Here is an 18484-nt window from a genome sequence, read left to right as displayed (position 1 = left end):
TTTGAGGTTAAAATAACATTAATGAAATAAATTATACTGAAAACTCAAAATAGTTATTTATCATTTTTCATCTTTTCTACATAAGCATCCGGTTAAGAATTGTTTAAGTCAGTAAAGTTAAATCTATCCATAGTAATAAATCATCTGATAATGGTGCAAAATGTGATAGCAATAAGTTGCATGAATATCTGCTGATAAGATTTTTTATGTTATAAAACTCACAGAAATTGATGCCAAAGGAAAAAAATTTTTATGGAAATAGAAAAATTAGATTGTTTTAAAGAGTACGGCGAATTTATACTTCAAAAACTAGACTCAGTACCGCAGTCCCCCTCTAAACAAGAAGATTGGATACCAACTAGCCTGGATGACTGTCTGGCGCGTCTCCGGGAAGCTGCTGAGAAAACTGTAGAACTTGCCACATCTCCAGTCAGAATCGGAGTAATGGGAGAATTCAGTAGCGGCAAAACTTTACTTTTAGGCAGCCTGATTGGTTATGCTGATGCCTTACCCATTAGTGAAAACCCCACCACAGGTAATGTTACAGCCATCCATATCGTGCCGCAATCAGGCTTTGTCACCACTCAGGCAAATAATTTTCGGGTAGAGTATCTTTCTCATGAAGGGGTAAATGAGTGTCTGCAATTCATGTTGGAGGAAGCAAGTCGCCGGACTACGGCTGCTGGACTTGCACCTATGCCTCTGTCAAAATTAAACACAGGCAAAGAGATTATTACCTGGTGCGAGGACACATGGAATAGTAGTAAAAACTTGGAATTACGTTATTTACTGCGAGAGTTGGTATTGTTCCTTCGCGCCTATCAAGCATATGGGGAAGCAATGTGTTCTGGACACTACCAAATTGATGCGATCACCGCCCGTGAGGGGCTACAGCTGACTGAACAGCCAATGGCTATCCAAACTCTGCGTTTTGAGGATCTCCCTCCATCTCATATTCGATTACCTAGCCCACCCCAGAGGCTACCTACCAAGCTGTTGCAGAACAGTTTCCCGTTGATTCGGCGTGTGGATATTGAGGTCAAAATATCCAGAGAGATTTGGGATTTTACGGGGGCTTCGGAATTTGTGCTTTTGGATTTTCCGGGCTTGGGGGCGGCTAATTCGGGTGCTAGAGATACCTTTTTGTCACTGCGGGAGTTAGCAGAAGTACAGACAATTTTAGTGCTTTTAAATGGTAAAACGCCTGGAAGCGATCGCGCCAATAAAATCTTCACGATGATGCAGCAGCAGCGGCCAGGACAAGACCTCAAAGATTTAATTTTGGTGGGGGTGGGTCGTTTTGATCAGCTACCTTTAGATAGTGAAGGTTGCGAACGAGAACTGGATCGATTAATTGAAAGTAGTAGACTTTTAGAGGAAGACGATGTTTTCCGCAAATTGAAAGTTCTGCAAACCACCGTTGACGCTGCTAGTGCATTCACCACCCAACAAGAACGGATAGTTTTATTATCGCCACTGCTAGGACTGGCGGAGTTGGCAAAACGTTCTACTACAGTCAAAGCAGGTTCACCAGAATTTTTAGCTAACTTAGACTATCCTGATTACTTGGAACGGTCAAAGCGGTTGCAGCAAAAGTGGCAACTATTAAGCACACGTCTGCTAGAATCTGATCCACGTAGTCATTTAGGCAAACAACTGAGTTACTTTGCTCAAGACGGTGGTGTTGCTAAACTGCGAGAATTAATTCAAAATCATGTTACCAGTCATGGACTGAAACAACTGTATGAAGATACTCGCAGGGCTGCGGATAATTTACTGCAACAACAAGAACATTTAAAAAACATTATTGCTGAAATTCATGAACAAGGCATTCCCACCGCAGATACTCAGGATTTAATTGAGTTTCGGGCTGCTATAGAAAATTTAGATAAAACTTATCGCAATTTCCAAAAAGATTTAGGAAAAGAACCACTCAAAGACCGTCGGGGAGATGTGGTTAGTGATGTGGTGAAAGACGAACTCACGTTTAAAATTCTCAATTGGAATGAGTGGACTTTACTATTTAATAAAGCCAATAATGGTAATATCACCATTGCCGAATTTAAGGGTGCAGCCGGTAAGCTATTTGACCGAGGAAGTAGAGTTAATAGCACCCTACCAACGAAGAGTGAAGATTTTTATCCAGCCTTTGCCAAAACTGTCAAGGAGTTAGAAAATTTTGCGCGCGATCGCATTCATCAAGCAGTAGCAGATTTATTAAGTCAATTATCCCATTATATCGCCCCAGAACGCGATCACTTACAGGCAAATCTGCGTCCAGAAATGGAACAAGAAATTGAAACTAAGTTTGGTGTAGAAGAAGCTGATATTTTTTATAAATTACTGTTAGGATGTGATCCGATTCAATGGCAAGAAGCAATTATTTCGGAAATTAATAGCAAAGAACAATCAATTTCACCGCAAGTTATGTTTCCCCTGGCGCGTCAAGACGCAAAACACAATATTGGTCAAATCTTTGATTGGTCACCTGAAAAAAGCCAAGATTTACCCAGAACAGGTAATCACCAACTTTTTGTGTTGCGTTTAAGAGATGAAATCACTGCTAGCGCTAGTCTGCATTTGGTGCAATATGTTAGCGAAATCAATCAACAGGTGAATGCTGAATTAGAAGGCATTTTGGATCAAATTATTCCGACTCTGCAAAATCTTTCTAAGAAGGAAGCTTTACTCAGACATATTGCGGCGGGAAATTCTCCTGCTAAGGTTGCTATTCCTAGTTGGTTACAGATTCTCTCTAAGGTTGCCACGATTTCTTATACAGATGATAATTTTTAGGTCTGATTAGTTGTGGTAATTCTTTCTGGATGAGAAACGAACCACAAAGGACACAAAGGACACGAAGGAAGAAGGGAGAAGGAAGAGGGGAGTTTTACTACAGATAATTAAGTAGTTGATTTGCAGGTTAGATAATATAAGGAGAAAAAATGGCTGTTGAAATTCGGCTTCCACCCAATTTTCAAGTGCGTGCTAGGGAAAATGAATACTTAGAGTTACCGACTATCCAACTGGTGGCAGCTGGGGATAATGTACCTCATATTGCTAGAATTAATTGTATTGTCACTGGGACTCCAGAGGAATTGGCATTACAAATTAAGAAGGCATATAAACCTTTTGATTCGGTAACTCCAAAAATTTCGCAAATTGGGCAATTAGAGCAATACCCCTGTAAGTTGGAACGCCCTTTAATTGAACCAATTAACTGCACTTTGGAAGTGATGGTTGAGTATTTTGATTCTGATGTTTTAGGAGATCCCATTTTATCTGAACCTCGACAGAGTGGGTCTTCATGCTATCTCTGGTCTCCAATAATTTTTGATGAAGAAATTATTGACACTGATGCTATTAGCAGTCCTATAGAAATCAGTAAATATATTGAAAAAAGAATCAGCAATAAACCACAAAAAAGATTTCCGGGATGGTTTGCTTTAGATTTTGGTACATCCAATTCTACAGTGACACTCTTTGATCCGATGGAAGTTCCAATTGCTGAAATTTTACCGAAAGAACAAGAAATCCGGTTGCGCGATCGCATGGCGGAATGGTTAAGTTCTCCCGCATCGGTGGCTTTACCTGATATCAATCCTCATGACTGGGAAAAGTTTATCGCTGATATTAGCAAAAACTTGGAAATTGAACCCCATCGGCTGCGAGAAGTTTTTGAAAGTGATCAAAAAGAAAGATTTTTAGAAGCGATTCGCCAAGTGGAGTTATGTTTAGGTAACAGCGACAAATTCCGCCGGGCTGCAAGCAAAAAACTTTATCAAATCTACCATGAAGTTTTTCGTGTACCTACCTTAGAATCACAAAATTTAATCCCCGTCGTCTTAGATATTAATCGCCGCGATACAGAAATTCCCAGCGAATTGGAAATTGCCAGTTTGACAGATTTACAACTGCGGATGGGTAGGGAAGCTAGGGATAACAGAAAAAAAGCCATCGCCCAAGGAACAAGCGTTTCTTTAAAGGAAATTATCAGCAGATTTCATCACTCACCCAAGCGCTATTTTGGACAGGATCGGACTTTCTCCGTAATTGTGGATGATCAATTAGAATCAATTAATGTTAACGAACTCATCCAAGCAGCTTGGGCGCATTTAATCGAATTAACTGAAGATTACCGCCAACGCGCTAGACGCAGATTTTCTGAGGGAGATTTCCTCACAGCCGTTGTCACCTATCCCACCGTCGCCCCGCCATTAGTGCGTAAGGAAGTCAAGGAATTAGTCGAACAATTGGGTATTGATGACGTACAAACCGCTTACGATGAAGCCGTCTCAGTCGCAATCTTCTTTTTATGGCGAGAATTTGGCGGAAATCTCAACATTGGGATTGAGTCATTTAAAACTCGTTGTCGCCAAGTCGAAAACAAATGGTCACAAAATGTCCTCGTCTTAGATATCGGCGGGGGAACTACAGACTTAGCTTTAATTGAATTGACTTTGGAAGATAAAACTCCTTTCTTTGCCGATCATGAAGATAGAGGGTTAGGTGGACGTTACTATAAACTGACTCCGAAACTATTAGGTTCCTCTGGACATTTACAGCTAGGGGGTGAATTAATTACCCTGAGAATATTTAGATTATTGAAAGTGGCGATCGCAGATTTTCTCTTAACAGCCATTACTACAGGTGATATCGAAAGCGAAAAGCTAGAAGATTTAATTAACGCCGAGTTAAACGAGCGTTTTATTGAACAAGGTAAATTCAAAAGCGGTAGTCTATTAAAATGTTTAGATAAAGAAAATCCCGACGGTGACGCTGCGTATAAAGATGCTCTAGATACTGCCGATAAAGTATTACCCACCCGATGGCAACAAGCACCCCAAAGGCTACAAACATTTTATACTCTCTGGGATCATGCCGAAGCTGCTAAACTCAAACTGGGGCAAAAGCCACCAGCAGATTATCCTCTTTTAACCTTTACTGTTTCTGAACAACAAATTGCCGAAATACTGACTCAAAGTGCTATAAAATTCCAAGTCAGAAATCCTGATAACTTCTGCGTAATTATAGACAGCCAACAATTTGAACGCGCCGCTTCTTCCACCATTAAAGAAGGAATTGGCATCGCCAAAGGACTGATGGAAAGTCGCTTAGGTTTACAAGACCAAAACATAGATTCTTGGAACACACATAAAGTTGATTGGTTGATTTTATCGGGCAAAACTTGTAACCTAGATTTAGTACAGCGCCACATCTACCAAGAATTTAGTAACTCTCCTTATTTCGTCTGGAACCCAGAACGAATTACCTTTGTTTTGGAATTTACTAAACTAGCCACTTCAGCCGGGGCTTGCTACGCCGAGAAACTCCGCAGGCTGAGATTTGACCCAGAAGAATCCAAAGAATTGCTACGCAAAGGTGCAAATCAGTTAGAAATAGATGTAAAAAACCTCTTTTATTATCTACCTTGCAACTTCAAACGCAAAACCCAAAGCAACGAACTTTTGCCTATATTCAAAGCCGGACAAGAACTTTATCAAATCAATCCTTCAGAAACAGCCGCCAAAGTGCGTACAGAATGGCAAGGGATACAATTAACCAATATTATTTACCGCCAAGACTACGAAGAAGGAGACTTACGACTTTGGGGTAGCTTTGACGGCAAAAACTTGATGAAGAAACTAGGAATGCAAGAAGCTGAGTTTCTCAAAAAAGTGAAAGTCCAGTTTGAAATTGACCAAACTCTGCAATTTAACGTCTTACTTTGTCAAGGAAATCCCCATTATTTAATTGACCTTCCTGGGATTGATGTCGGTGCAGCACTATTAGCAGCTTCCGAAACATCAACACTATTCGCTGATGGTAAATTGAAGTGGAATATTGCCGTAGAAGGTCCGAAGCAAAACTTAAATGATGGTGATATTGCTGTTAATGTCATTGAATCGGCAACAGTTGATCAACCAAACGCCTATCATTTAGTATTTGAAGTAGACAAAGATGATAGTAAGTTTCTGAGAGAATTTCACTATTTACACAATAGCGAACTGCAAGCAGAAAAAGGTTTAGTGAGTAATCCTTTGCCTCCCTTTCCCCACACAAGTCAGCACACTTTTTATATTTATCAAACAGATACCACAACTAACAGCAAAAAATGGATACGCATTGGTGCATTAAGTAAACCAGATATCACCACAGATTACCCTTGCAAATATTGTGTCACTCTCGACAACAAAGGTATTCTGAGAATGCACGCTGGTGAAGTTCCCTATTGGACATCCACAAGTCAAGAATGTCTCAAACAAGCCGGATGTGTTTATCGGGCTGAACTAGAACTACAACCCAACGAAGTTGACAAAGAACGCGATCCCTTTTGCGGCATACATTAACTAACTTTAAATCACGCAAAGTCGCAAAAGCATCATCAAAAACTCTGCGGCTCTGCGTGATCAAAAAATAAATTTTCTGATTAATATTCATGCACCAATTACGTCAGCTATTAGAAATAGAAAACTCAGAATTAGGCAAACTACTAAAATTTAGCCTGTACGGACTAGAAGCCAGCTTAAACAAAGCTCGGACACAATTCCCTCTCGATCCTGGAACAGAGATATGTGACGAAATTCTCCAAGAAATCTCCAGCTTATTGCAACCACCGCCCGATCCTATTCCAGAAGATCCCTTACTCCTGATATCGCCCCCAGGAGAATTAAAACTGATTCATTTGCGGTCAGCCTTTACTGCTGATGCTGAACTCAGCGTATATTTAGGCAATTCCTCACTACAAAGCCAAACCGATGCAGAATTATGGCCAGAAATTCACCGAAAACTGCTGCGAGTTCCCGAACATTTAGCCACAGCTTGGCGACAACGGGCTTTAGATTTCGCTCAAGAAATTGGCGCAGCAGCAGATAATGTGCATCTGCATCAACTTCCTTTCAGCCGAGATGAAATTATCTATCCCGGACTTAAAGGTACGGTGAAAGCCCCAGGATTATGTTTATCAGAAAAAGCATTATTAAAGACTGGAATTAACCCCATTGATGAATATGGAAACTTATATTCTTTAGCTGGCTTTGTTCACCTATTCCAGAGATTTATAGAAATAGAGCCAGATTTACATCATGCCTTAAAAAGCGTGTTTAGCTTCGATATCATGCCTTTACAGTCTCAGCCAGAACAACGAACTCAATATATTAATACTTTAAGCGATCGCTGGCACCGCATACAACAAGCCGAGTCAAACTCTGATGAATTATTAAGTCTGCGTGCATGGATAGACATCGATGAAGCCATACATTCCCTAGTATTTATCCCCCCAGTTGAGCGTTATTCCTGGTGGGGTAACTTGCAACAAGAATCCCGACGCATTTTGAAAAAAATCGCTCAAACAACCATTAATCTCGGTTATGACGTACGGATTCGGCAATTATCTGGACTCTACGCCGATGTTTGTCCTTTCTCAAAAGACGACCTCCAACTGAACTGTGGCGGTGTTCCTGGGGAAGTTTTAACTTGTCTGCGAGTGTATGCGCGAATTAATCAAGAAGAAACTCCAGGACGCGTCATATTTCGCTCATTACGTTAAATACAGGACTTATACCAATTTAATAAAAAGATGCATAAATAGAATTTAACCAGAAATCCAGTTCCCCTCCTCGCTTGCGGGGAGGGGTTAGGGGTGGGGTCGAAATAATATGCAGCCTCATAAATAATTGGTATTACGCAAAAACTCTCTCAAACCCTTATTCCTCTGTGTCTAGGTTTATTTGATGTTTTTCAGATCGATTTACTGCTAGATAGAGGAAACCATAACAAGTAATATTATTTCCGTTTTATTACAGCAGTTTTAACTTCCGTATTGTGTTTCATTTACCTAAAAATTGCTGTCAGCTAAAAATCCTAAATTCTACATAGTTAAATTAGATTAAACTCTTGTGAATTGAGCATACTTCGACAAGCTCAGTACAAGCCTAGACCCCCATCTTATACAAATTAACTGCAAAATAAATGACTATTAAATCCCCATGTTTTCTCTCCATTCATCCCTTGCAATGTAGGATAATAAATTGTAGCAAACATAACTAATTAAACAGACATCATATAACTTCTAAGCATCAAGCAGGAATAAAGCTGTACTGAGTTTTCTTAAAAAAACAAATATAATAATTCAATTTTATTCCTGAATTATTTCTAGAGACATGAAACATTAACAAGCAACTCTTAAAGGAATCAACCTGTAGTGATTTGTGTTAAAAAATTAGGATTCTTATATATCAATTTCCGTAACGCTTGCTACAAAATTTATTCCCCATGAACAATTTTACATTTGCCAGGATTTTTAGAAATTAACTCCTAGCCTAATCATTGAGATAGCTATTCTAAATAATGCTGAGATAAATGGAATGCAGTGCATTTCCTTCATTTTGTCGTCAAAAATGCCGTGAGATTTAAGATCATTACTTTTTTAAGAGTGCATAGCGGCAGTAAAAATTTCATCTTTTTCAAACATCATCTAATAAATAAAATAGGAATATTTGCATGGATAAGATACAGAAAAAAATCCATAGTTGTGATAACTTAAATTTTATTAACCTCAACTATGTTTGTTGGAATTTACGGACAGCATTAGCAACGTTTATGATTCTGTTGATATCACTTCTGATCAAGCCTGTATTGGCTGGGGATATTGCAGAGAAGCGGATAATTTTAGAAAATCAACCAACTCAATTAAATGCCAAACCAAGTCCACAAAAATCTAAAGCATCGCCCCTCAATGCCCAGTCAAATATCAGCCTACGGGAAAGATTATTAGCATTTAAAACAAATCAAATTTTGGCTGAATCAATCAGGAAGAGTTTTACTGTTCAAGTTCAACCGGAAACATTCGGCAATTCTTTCTCTGGAGACAATCTTTTACTCGAATCGGAAAGTGGATTAGAAACCAAAGATACTCTAGTTCAGGACTTATTGGCTGAACAAAAAATTAATCATGATTTGCAATTAGAAGATCAGACTAATGTATTGCAGCCAAAACAACCTCAAACTATCGGAGAAATAGACTCTTCCGCACCTGTGGACGATAACTTTGGCAATCCTGATAAAATACGCCAAGAACTCTTCATCGATCCCATCATAAATCGCCAACAAGCATTAATTAAACCTCAAGCCCCAAAAGCTTGGCCGGGTTCAACAGCTGGGACTCCCTCTGGCTATGGTGCGAGTGCAGGTCAAGTCTATATTGGCGTTGGTGTAGTTTTCCCTTTAGATGAAGATTCTGATGCTTCTGTTGATGGTTCTTACTCTGCTGGTTTTGGCTTAGGAGATCCATTTAAATTTGTGGGATTAGAAATTAATGCCAACTTTACCAGTGCGGGGGGTGACTTTCTCAAAGGAGGAGAGTTTGATGTTGGTACTAGCGGCTATATGGGTTTAAAACTACATAAGTACTTTGCTGATGGTACAGCAGTAGCCGTGGGTTGGTCAAATGCTGTGAAATGGGGAGAATCTTCTAGCAATAAAGATACCGTTTATGGAGTAGTTACCAAAGCATTTCCCCTGCAACCAAATAACTCCAATAATCAATTACCTTTGACTATTTCTGTTGGTGTTGGTAATGGCGGTTTTCGTTCTCTAGGTGCAAGAGAAACAGACGAAAATGATGTAAATGTTTTTGGTAGTGTAGGTTTGAGAGTCATACCTCAATTATCCCTGGTAAGTAGCTGGACTGGAAATCGTCTCAATATAGGTACATCTATTGCACCTTTCAAAAATGTCCCGCTAATTATCAATGGAATTTTCACAGATGTTACTCGTAACTTTGATACTGGTTTAGGTTTATCTCTCAGTGCAGGGTACAGTTTTCAGTTTTAACTGCTCAGTGATGATGCAATTTCATTAACAATAATTATAATGAAGAAACAACCATTCTTTCTCGCCTTTGCTTTATCATTCACTTCTTTAACTTATCTAGTAGCTGTGCCTAATAGAGCAGATGCTGGTAAAGAAGTCGTACCAGGAACTGGCCCCGATTCTGGTTCTATAATTGGAGATAAAGAAACCATACCCGGAACTGGTTCAGATTCTGGTTCCTCAACTGGGGATAAGCTGAATGTATCGGGAACTGGTGACGATTCTGGTTCCTCAACTGGGGATAGTTTTGTCCCTGCACCTGGGGTTAATTTAGAAATTGTTAATGATGGTAATACGTTAATACCAGTTATTCACGTACCCATAAAAGTTCAAGATAATTTAAATCGAGTTGCGAATCATATACTCAATCAACCAGTAGCTGCTAATAGTCCACTTGGCACCATTAGACATATCTTACCCGGTGGAGTGAATGCATTACAACCAGCTAATCATCTACAGTCATCCATAGTTAATTTAGGAGTCTCAACATCAACAGCAGTAGCTCTGGTTAGTGGTTTAACTGGACTGACAGGAGAAACGCAAAATGTGGATATCCAGAAGTTTAATGATGCGGTTACTGCATATAATCAAATTTTGAATGAAAGTAGTCCACAAGTTCTGCAATCACTTGCACACAACCCAGAGTTTCGGACAATTAATCACCTGCTGAAGCAATTCAGAGATGAGCTGAATCAACATTAAAAACTGCAAAATCTAGCTGAATTGTCATTCATCCCAGGTCTTTTAAAAAACTGGAGACTAGGATGAATGACGCAATAACAACAAAACATCGTAAAATTAATTTTTCGTTTCGGCAGCAACAGCCCTAGTAGAAAATCATGTTTTGATTTCTGCTTTGACAACATCCCAAATCCCAGAAATTACATCAGTGTTCATCTGGGGTTGAAATTTCTTGTATTTTTGCGCCTTGTCTCTTATGCTAATTCTATTTTTACATCTATTTAATCACTAATTTTTGGCTGGAATTGTTGACTTATTCACTACCAGAAAAAAACAGTGGTAAAATAAATGCCGCTATAATTCCAAGCAACACAACAACCTCAATAATTCTCAGGGAAAAATTACTCTCTATTAACTGATTAATTCCAGCATTAAAATTATGGGAAAAATTACTCAACCAACTACGCAAACGACTATACCATTTTCTGGGACTATCTCCTGTCCGGAATTTCCATGAAAACATTGATAGTAACAACGGCGCACCACCGACCTTAGCAGACATCAAAAGATGAATGGCTAAACAACAAACCATAATCACCCAAGCGATGAGATGAAAATAGTACCATAAGTGATCAAGTTCACCTATAGGTAGCCATTCTTCCTTCATCATTCTGCCAGATATCACCGCCAAAACGGAGGCGATTAGCATCAAAGTATTGGCAAGACGTTGCAGACTCACCCACCAAATTGGTTTACCAACCTGTGTAAGTTTTGGGATAGAGTCTGGTTGCAATAGGCGCTTTTCTCCAGCATGAAAGCTATAGAGTGCGAAAGCTGGGAATAAAAGTAAGAAGAATAAACCCGCAGTACCGTGAATATCCTGGATAGGATCAATTTTGGGAATTGGGATTTTGCCAAATCTTTGGTCGAAGGTGTTGTAAACTAAGAATCCGGTAATGATTGCCGTAATTACTAAAATTCCACTAATACCATGTAGGATTCGTAATAACAAAGGCTGATAGGGGGCTGAACGACTCATAAAATTGAGAATTTTATTAACAGGTCTAATATCGCTCTAGAATATCTTAAAAGCCTCTCGCTGATCCTGATATTAGTGCGATTCTTTGGCCATTCCTGAATATGAATACTCAAGAATGACCGCAAGTGTTAATTAAGCAAACAAATCAATCAAAACCAGGCGCAACCAAAGTAAACACCGTAATTTCTGGACGCGCAAAAAATCTCAGATGCAGTCCCGTCATCCCCAAGCCACGGTTAGTGTACAACTGCATATCTCCGACTTGATAAAGCCCTAAGTAATACCTTTTACCCCAAGGCGGTAAAATCGGTGGTTTTAAAAAAGGTAACCGCACCTGTCCACCGTGAGAATGACCTGATAACTGCAAATCAAACCGCCCAGTGGTAGCACTAGACAGAGCAAAATCCGGTTCGTGGGCGAGTAAAACTGCTGCACCCCCAGGAGGTAATTTCTGCAAGACCAAATCTAAACGGTCTTTACCCATACCCACATCATCCACCCCAGCAATGTGTAAAATCCCTTGACCCCGCTTTAAGGTGTAAACGTCATTACCAAGATGGACTATACCGCTTTGTTCTATTACTTGTATAATTGCCTGAACATCATTTTCGTGGTCGTGATTGCCTAGTGTCGCCACAGTCAAATCTTTAGGCATAAATTGACCCAAGGTAGACCCAAGAGAGGGGATGAACTGCGGTAAATGACGGGTGATTAAATCACCTGTAATGGCTACCAGGTCTGGTTCTTGTTGGTTGACTAAATCCACAATTCGCCGGATACGCTGAGGATTCATCCATCTATCTCGGTGAATATCGCTGACTTGCACGATGCGATAACCATGAAATTCTGATGCGAGATGAGGTAAAGTTAATTGCAAAGAATTGATAGAAATCCAATTCGGTTCAATGGACTTGGCGTAAAATAAAGTACAAAATCCTAACAGAAGACACCACCTTAAAAATCGAAAGGTTGATGGGCTGGCTCTTTTTAGCCACTTACGATTTCTCAAGGCACAAACTCCTGCGACGTGACTGCCAGATTTTCCGTTATGCTATTGCTTTAAATTTGCCAGTGAATTATCGTTTGGGTCGAGAAATTAAATAAAGAATTAAAGTAGTTAAAATAGAGATTGGTGATATACTATCTCTCTCACTCACCCTGGTTTTATGGGACTGCCAATTGTTGCTATTATCGGTCGCCCGAATGTGGGCAAATCCACCCTGGTTAATCGTCTCGCCGGGGAACAAACGGCGATTGTCCACGACGAACCGGGTGTGACACGCGATCGCACTTATATGCCATCTTACTGGAGCGATCGCGATTTTCTAGTTGTAGACACAGGCGGTTTAGTCTTTAACGACGATACCGAATTCCTGCCCCTGATTCGCCAACAGGCACTCACAGCCCTCTCACAAGCCAGCGCCGCTATCTTAGTTGTAGACGGTCAAACCGGCCTCACAGGGTCAGATCAAGAAATTGCCACATGGTTACGCCAACACCCTGTACCCGTCTTACTGGCGGTCAACAAATGTGAATCCCCAGACCAAGGCGCAGTTCAAGCCTCGGAATTTTGGGGATTGGGCTTGGGCGAACCTTTCCCCATCTCCGCAATTCATGGTAGTGGTACAGGCGAATTACTCGACGAGTTAATTAGTCACATCCCCATCGTTACAGAAGTAGAAGAAACTAACGAGATTAAAGTAGCCATTATCGGCCGCCCTAATGTCGGTAAATCGAGTTTATTAAATGCTTTTCTTGGTGAAGAAAGGTCAATTGTTAGCCCGATTTCCGGGACAACACGCGATGCTATTGATACCATAGCCGAACGGAATGGGCAAGTTTATCGCTTAATTGACACCGCAGGTATTCGCAGAAAAAAACAAATAGATTACGGTACAGAATTCTTTAGTATTAACCGTGCTTTCAAAGCGATTCGCCGCGCCGATGTGGTTTTAATGGTCATTGATGCCTTAGATGGAGTCACAGACCAAGACCAAAAATTAGCCGGGCGGATTATCGATGAAGGTCGAGCTTGTATTATTGTCGTCAACAAATGGGATGCGATCGAAAAAGATTCCTACACCATTTACGACTACGAAAAAACAATAGAAGCCCGGTTACATTTTACAGAATGGGCAGAAACCATTTTTGTCAGTGCCTCCACCGGACAACGGGTAGACAAGATTTTAGAATTAGTCAATGAAGCAGCTGAATCACACAAACGCCGTGTGAGTACATCTGTAATCAACGAAGTTCTTACAGACGCTGTGAGTTGGCATTCACCCCCAGCTTCCCGTGGTGGCCGTCAGGGCAAAATCTATTATGGGACTCAAGTAGGTATCCAACCACCAACCATCGCCCTATTCGTCAACGAAGCTAAACGCTTTAATGACAACTACCGCCGCTACATTGAACGGCAATTCCGCAAACAATTAGGGTTCAAAGGCACACCCATGCGTTTACTTTGGCGCAGTAAAAAGGTTCGAGATATGGAAGTTGGTAGTGTGAATAGAGCCACTCGCGTTAAATAAGTTCTACGTTCCTGAGTGCTTCCTTCGTGAGTAGGCTAACGCACCATTTGCTTATATTATTGGTGCGTTACTATTTTGCATTGGCATATCGCTAAAATCAAAGCTGACGAATATAGTCGCGTTGCTTTCTGCTCCTTACTCAGCACTCAGAAAAGACATGGATTTATTGCGATCGCTACCACTGGGACTATACTTAGAACAACCGCAAACTTGGCTACACAAACTCGACCCGCGTGTGAAAATAGCTTGGTTGATGAGCTTTCTGACCAGCTACTCCTTTGCGAATAACGAGTGGCGGATACTACTGGTTGCACTATTAATTATTTTTACTGTCATCGCCCGCATACCCAGACGAGTGTGGAAACAGCAAATGGGTTGGCTGTTAACCCTGGCACTGTTTGTCTTTATAACTATCAGTATTAGCCCTGATGGTTTGGGTGTAAGTTATCAGCCACGCCTCCCAAATAATGCACAAATCTTAACTCAGCCAGCCAACGCCAGTAATAACGATACTGTTCCAGCACCAACAGGCACAAATCAAAACTACAGTTACGTCCTATTTCATAAAGGGCCAGTTAAAGTAACTCGTCGGTCAATTGATTTAGCCACCAGAGTCAGTACGATTATATTTACCGTGATTTACAGCAGCAACCTGTATCTGCTCACAACTGCACCCGAAGAAATCACCACGGCGATAGAAAGCTTAATGCAGCCCCTCCGCAGGTTCAAAGTCCCCGTCACGGAAATTACGCTCACCTTAACTTTGTCCTTGCGATTTATCCCCCTAGTTCTCGAAGAAGTGCAAAATTTAATTCGCTCTGTGATGACCAGGGCAATTAATTGGAAAAAACTGGGGTTAAAAGGAGCAGTGAAAGTTTGGATGACAGTTGCCGAGAGACTCTTAGAAAATCTCCTCTTACGAGCCGAACAAATGGCTAGTGCGATGATGGTACGCGGCTTCACTAGCCCCAATGAACATCAAGTCAAATGGCACGAATTACGCCTCCAAGCCAAAGACTGGCTAGCGATCGCTATGCTTACCCTCTTTTGGGGTGCTAGACTAGTTCTAGGAAATTTGGCTTAAACATTTACCGACTCTTTTCTCATTGCCGTGATCTCTTGCCCATTTTGCTCCACAGGGCGATAATTATGGCAATATGGAAAGAAGCCAGAGCCAACAGACATAAGTAATTGCCTTTGTGATCTCTTGTGCCGTTCTATGTTGCTACTGCCAACTTCATCTGCCCATTCAGAACAAGATCAAGGTTTTGATCACTGCCATTAAATGGCCAGAATTACTGATTTTCGCATAATCTAACCAAATATTCTGGCGAAAGGGGTGTATTATCTTCTGAACATTTGTACTGATCTGCGAAAAGAGATATATACTCCTACCTTGACTATTAAATGAATCCAGAAATCTCAGAAACTTACATAAATCATCCAACTTGGGGTTTGCTTTATCGGATCTGTATGGTCGATGATCAGCAGGATCTGTTCACTACACTTTATGCCCAACGTTTGTTTTTTTTGGTTGCCAACGACATTAAAGGCATCAAATTTCAGTCCATAGGACGTACTGAAGCACGAATGTTGTTAGAAAATCGCTTGCGTACTCTGCGCCGCAGTGGTCAATCCCAGGAGTACGAGCAACTTCAGAGTGTTTTCCAACGCACATTCCAATGACCAGTTCCATTCGCGAACATATCACCACCATTTCGGCTTCACTACCAGCTTCAGTCCGGTTGATTGCTGTGAGCAAGACATTTCCGACTGAGGCCATTCGGGCTGCTTATGAAGCTGGAATTCGGGATTTTGGCGAGAACCGTATCCAAGAAGCTGCCAGTAAACAAGCCGAGTTACAAGACTTACCGGATATTACCTGGCACTTTATTGGACGGTTGCAAAGTAATAAAGCCAAAAAAGCCCTGGAATTATTTGATTGGATTCACTCAGTGGACAATTTAAAACTGGCGCAGCGCTTAAATGAATTGGCGCAAGAGCTAGGAGTTAGTCCTCAAGTTTGTCTACAAGTGAAAATTCTTCCTGACCCCAATAAGTCGGGTTGGAGTGTCCCAGAACTATTAGTTGACTTAGCTGAACTCAACCAATGTAAAAATTTACAAATTCAGGGTTTGATGACAATTCCGCCTTTAGGATTGAATGATGCTGAAATAATTGATGTGTTTAATAATACAGGCAAATTGGCAACAGAAATCCAGAAACAAAACTGGTCTCACCTGAAAATGTCGGAACTTTCAATGGGTATGTCAGGAGACTACCAACTGGCAGTGCAAGCTGGAGCAACGATGGTAAGATTAGGAACCGTCTTATTTGGTAAGCGCACTTAAGGTATGACTAATCAAAAAAATCGGCGGGGGGATATGCCTAACGGCAGGCTTCGCCCACAATCGGAGATGAGTGAATTTTGGGTTCTGGTATCAATAATACTAGGGATGGAATACAGAGAGATTTATAATATTACTGGTATTGTATTATACTAATTAATTAGGATTGACCCTGGTGACGGCCAATAAAAAAGCGGGGTACAGTCATCTTTATATCAAACAATCATTGGTCTATAATCTTGACTCATTATTGTGTCTGAGTTAATCTACAGGCGTTCCCCAAAATCTTAATTCATCAACCCTAGTTGTAACAGAAGCTACAAACAGCGATAAAATTACTAAATTGTCTGACTTTTGTAGCGATCAAATCTGGCTACATTAACTCATAGCCAAAGCAATCAGGGTAAATTCTATCAGGAGCATAACAATGAACAACATATTTAGTAAACTCCGAGACTTTGTAGGTCTCAATGAGCAAGTGGAATACGAGTACTACGAAGAAGAAGCCGATACAGATGCTGGTAACTACCAAAACCTGTATCAAGAACAAAATCCCCAACCAGCACCAACAACAGCAGCAGCAGAAGCCACGGCTCAAAATCGACGCTGGCGGGAACCCATGACTACAATGGGTGATGATGTAGCATCAGGATCAAAGTCTACGATGGGAAACGTGATTAGTATGCCAGGAGCAATTAACGGGATTTCAGAAGTGTTAGTACTTGAGCCGCGTACATTTGAAGAAATGCCCCAGGCAATTCAAGCACTCAGAGAGCGGAAGTCAGTTGTTTTAAACTTGACCATCATGGACCCGGATCAAGCACAACGAGCCGTTGATTTTGTCGCTGGTGGAACTTACGCACTCGATGGACATCAAGAGCGCATCGGAGAAAGCATCTTTTTGTTTACGCCTAGTTGTGTGCAAGTTAGCACCCAAGGTGGAGTTATTCATGAAGTACCACAAACACCCGTTCGTCCTTCACGTCCCGCAAGTAGTCAAAATCAAGCCTGGGGCAACGACGTTAACCGGATGGTCCAGTAACATTAAATTAGTCAAAAGTTCAGCCACCAAAATTTTTGATGATTTTACGAGCGGGTTTAATAAAACATGGTATCGTACCATAGATTAATGGGTTAAACCTGCTCTTATTGACTATTGACTATATAACTTAATGACTATTAAATTTGGCTTAATTGGTGGCGGAGTCATGGGAGAAGCGTTGTTATCCCGCCTGATTGCGCGGGAAATTTATCAACCATCGGAGGTGATAGTCAGCGAACCCCTAGCGACACGCCAAAGTTATTTGCGACAAAAATATAATGTAACTGTAACTACAGATAATGGTCTGGTATTTACACAAGCAAGTGAAGTAGTATTTTTAGCAATAAAACCACAGGTATTCAGTGCGATCGCACAAGAATTAGCAGACGTTCTGACTATCCAAATATCGCCCCTAGTGATTTCTATTTTAGCTGGAGTATCCTTAAGCCAACTAGAATCAGCATTTCCTCAGTTACCAGTCATTCGAGCCATGCCCAATACCCCAGCCACCGTGGGCGCGGGAATTACCGCCATGTGTTTAGGTGCATACACTAGCCCCAAGCATCACAAAATCGCACATCAAGTGTTTTCGGCGGTGGGAGAAGTGGTAGAAGTTTCCGAAATGCTGATGGATGCAGTCACAGGACTATCTGGTAGTGGCCCTGCTTACGTCGCCTTGATGGTAGAATCACTAGCTGATGGGGGAGTCGCCGCCGGGTTACCTAGAGGTATCGCCAATCAACTAGCCCTGCAAACTGTCTTAGGAACAGCACAACTGTTGCAAGACAACAAAATGCACCCAGCAGAACTCAAAGACCGTGTGACCAGTCCCGGTGGTACGACAATTGCTGGTATTGCTCAACTCGAACGGGCAGGATTTCGTTCAGCTTTAATTGAAGCAGTGAAAGCGGCTACAGTGCGATCGCAAGAGTTGGGGAAATGAGAGGCAGGGGAGCAGGGGGCAGGGAGC

The 18484-nt window shown here is 41.1% G+C and carries 13 protein-coding genes; 11 read left to right on the top strand and 2 right to left on the bottom strand.

Annotation, left to right across the window (positions count from 1 at the left end):
* Window positions 1-252: 252 nt before the first annotated feature.
* The 5 genes from AACX33_RS13785 (at window position 253) to AACX33_RS13765 (ending at window position 10575) form a co-directional block, all read left to right on the top strand.
* Window positions 253-2796, top strand: coding sequence for a dynamin family protein (locus tag AACX33_RS13785; protein ID WP_194001309.1), 2544 nt, complete (start codon window positions 253-255; stop codon window positions 2794-2796).
* Window positions 2797-2945: 149 nt separating this feature from the next.
* On the top strand, window positions 2946-6350 hold the full coding sequence (locus AACX33_RS13780) for a virulence factor SrfB (protein ID WP_194001311.1): 3405 nt from the start codon (window positions 2946-2948) through the stop codon (window positions 6348-6350).
* Window positions 6351-6439: 89 nt separating this feature from the next.
* Window positions 6440-7549: a hypothetical protein gene (locus AACX33_RS13775; RefSeq protein ID WP_194001313.1), complete on the top strand. Its 1110-nt coding sequence runs from the start codon at window positions 6440-6442 to the stop codon at window positions 7547-7549.
* A gap of 953 nt (window positions 7550-8502) precedes the next feature.
* Entirely contained in the window at window positions 8503-9834 is a 1332-nt protein-coding gene (locus AACX33_RS13770; protein WP_194001314.1) for a hypothetical protein, read from the top strand.
* A gap of 39 nt (window positions 9835-9873) precedes the next feature.
* Window positions 9874-10575, top strand: coding sequence for a hypothetical protein (locus AACX33_RS13765; protein ID WP_194001316.1), 702 nt, complete (start codon window positions 9874-9876; stop codon window positions 10573-10575).
* A 292-nt stretch (window positions 10576-10867) separates the two neighbouring features.
* Here AACX33_RS13765 and AACX33_RS13760 read toward each other — a convergent pair whose 3' ends face one another.
* Window positions 10868-11593 (bottom strand): cytochrome b/b6 domain-containing protein, encoded by a 726-nt coding sequence (locus tag AACX33_RS13760; protein ID WP_194001318.1) that lies wholly within the window; start codon window positions 11591-11593, stop codon window positions 10868-10870.
* A 145-nt stretch (window positions 11594-11738) separates the two neighbouring features.
* Window positions 11739-12602 carry a metallophosphoesterase gene (locus AACX33_RS13755; RefSeq protein ID WP_194001320.1) on the bottom strand — a complete coding sequence of 288 codons (864 nt, stop codon included), beginning with the start codon at window positions 12600-12602 and terminating at the stop codon, window positions 11739-11741.
* A gap of 157 nt (window positions 12603-12759) precedes the next feature.
* Between AACX33_RS13755 and der the strand changes: the two genes are divergently transcribed.
* The 6 genes from der to proC all read left to right on the top strand — a co-directional run bounded on the left by der (window position 12760) and on the right by proC (window position 18457).
* On the top strand, window positions 12760-14124 hold the full coding sequence (gene der, locus AACX33_RS13750) for a ribosome biogenesis GTPase Der (RefSeq protein WP_194001322.1): 1365 nt from the start codon (window positions 12760-12762) through the stop codon (window positions 14122-14124).
* Window positions 14125-14281: 157 nt separating this feature from the next.
* Entirely contained in the window at window positions 14282-15208 is a 927-nt protein-coding gene (locus AACX33_RS13745; protein ID WP_194001398.1) for an energy-coupling factor transporter transmembrane component T family protein, read from the top strand.
* 323 nt (window positions 15209-15531) lie between these two features.
* Complete coding sequence (gene pipX, locus AACX33_RS13740) at window positions 15532-15810, top strand: transcriptional coactivator PipX (RefSeq protein ID WP_194001324.1); 279 nt, start codon at window positions 15532-15534, stop codon at window positions 15808-15810.
* Window positions 15807-16475 (top strand): YggS family pyridoxal phosphate-dependent enzyme, encoded by a 669-nt coding sequence (locus tag AACX33_RS13735; protein WP_194001326.1) that lies wholly within the window; start codon window positions 15807-15809, stop codon window positions 16473-16475. The genes pipX and AACX33_RS13735 overlap by 4 nt, the downstream gene beginning before the upstream one ends.
* A gap of 424 nt (window positions 16476-16899) precedes the next feature.
* Window positions 16900-17514 (top strand): cell division protein SepF, encoded by a 615-nt coding sequence (locus tag AACX33_RS13730; RefSeq protein ID WP_194001328.1) that lies wholly within the window; start codon window positions 16900-16902, stop codon window positions 17512-17514.
* 130 nt (window positions 17515-17644) lie between these two features.
* Complete coding sequence (gene proC, locus AACX33_RS13725) at window positions 17645-18457, top strand: pyrroline-5-carboxylate reductase (protein ID WP_194001330.1); 813 nt, start codon at window positions 17645-17647, stop codon at window positions 18455-18457.
* Window positions 18458-18484: the final 27 nt, after the last annotated feature.

Origin of the sequence: Nodularia sp. LEGE 04288 (assembly GCF_963896525.1) — a bacterium.
Lineage (GTDB): Bacteria > Cyanobacteriota > Cyanobacteriia > Cyanobacteriales > Nostocaceae > Nodularia.
Note: the sequence above shows the minus strand (reverse complement) of the source record. Positions and strands in the feature narration are given on the sequence as shown.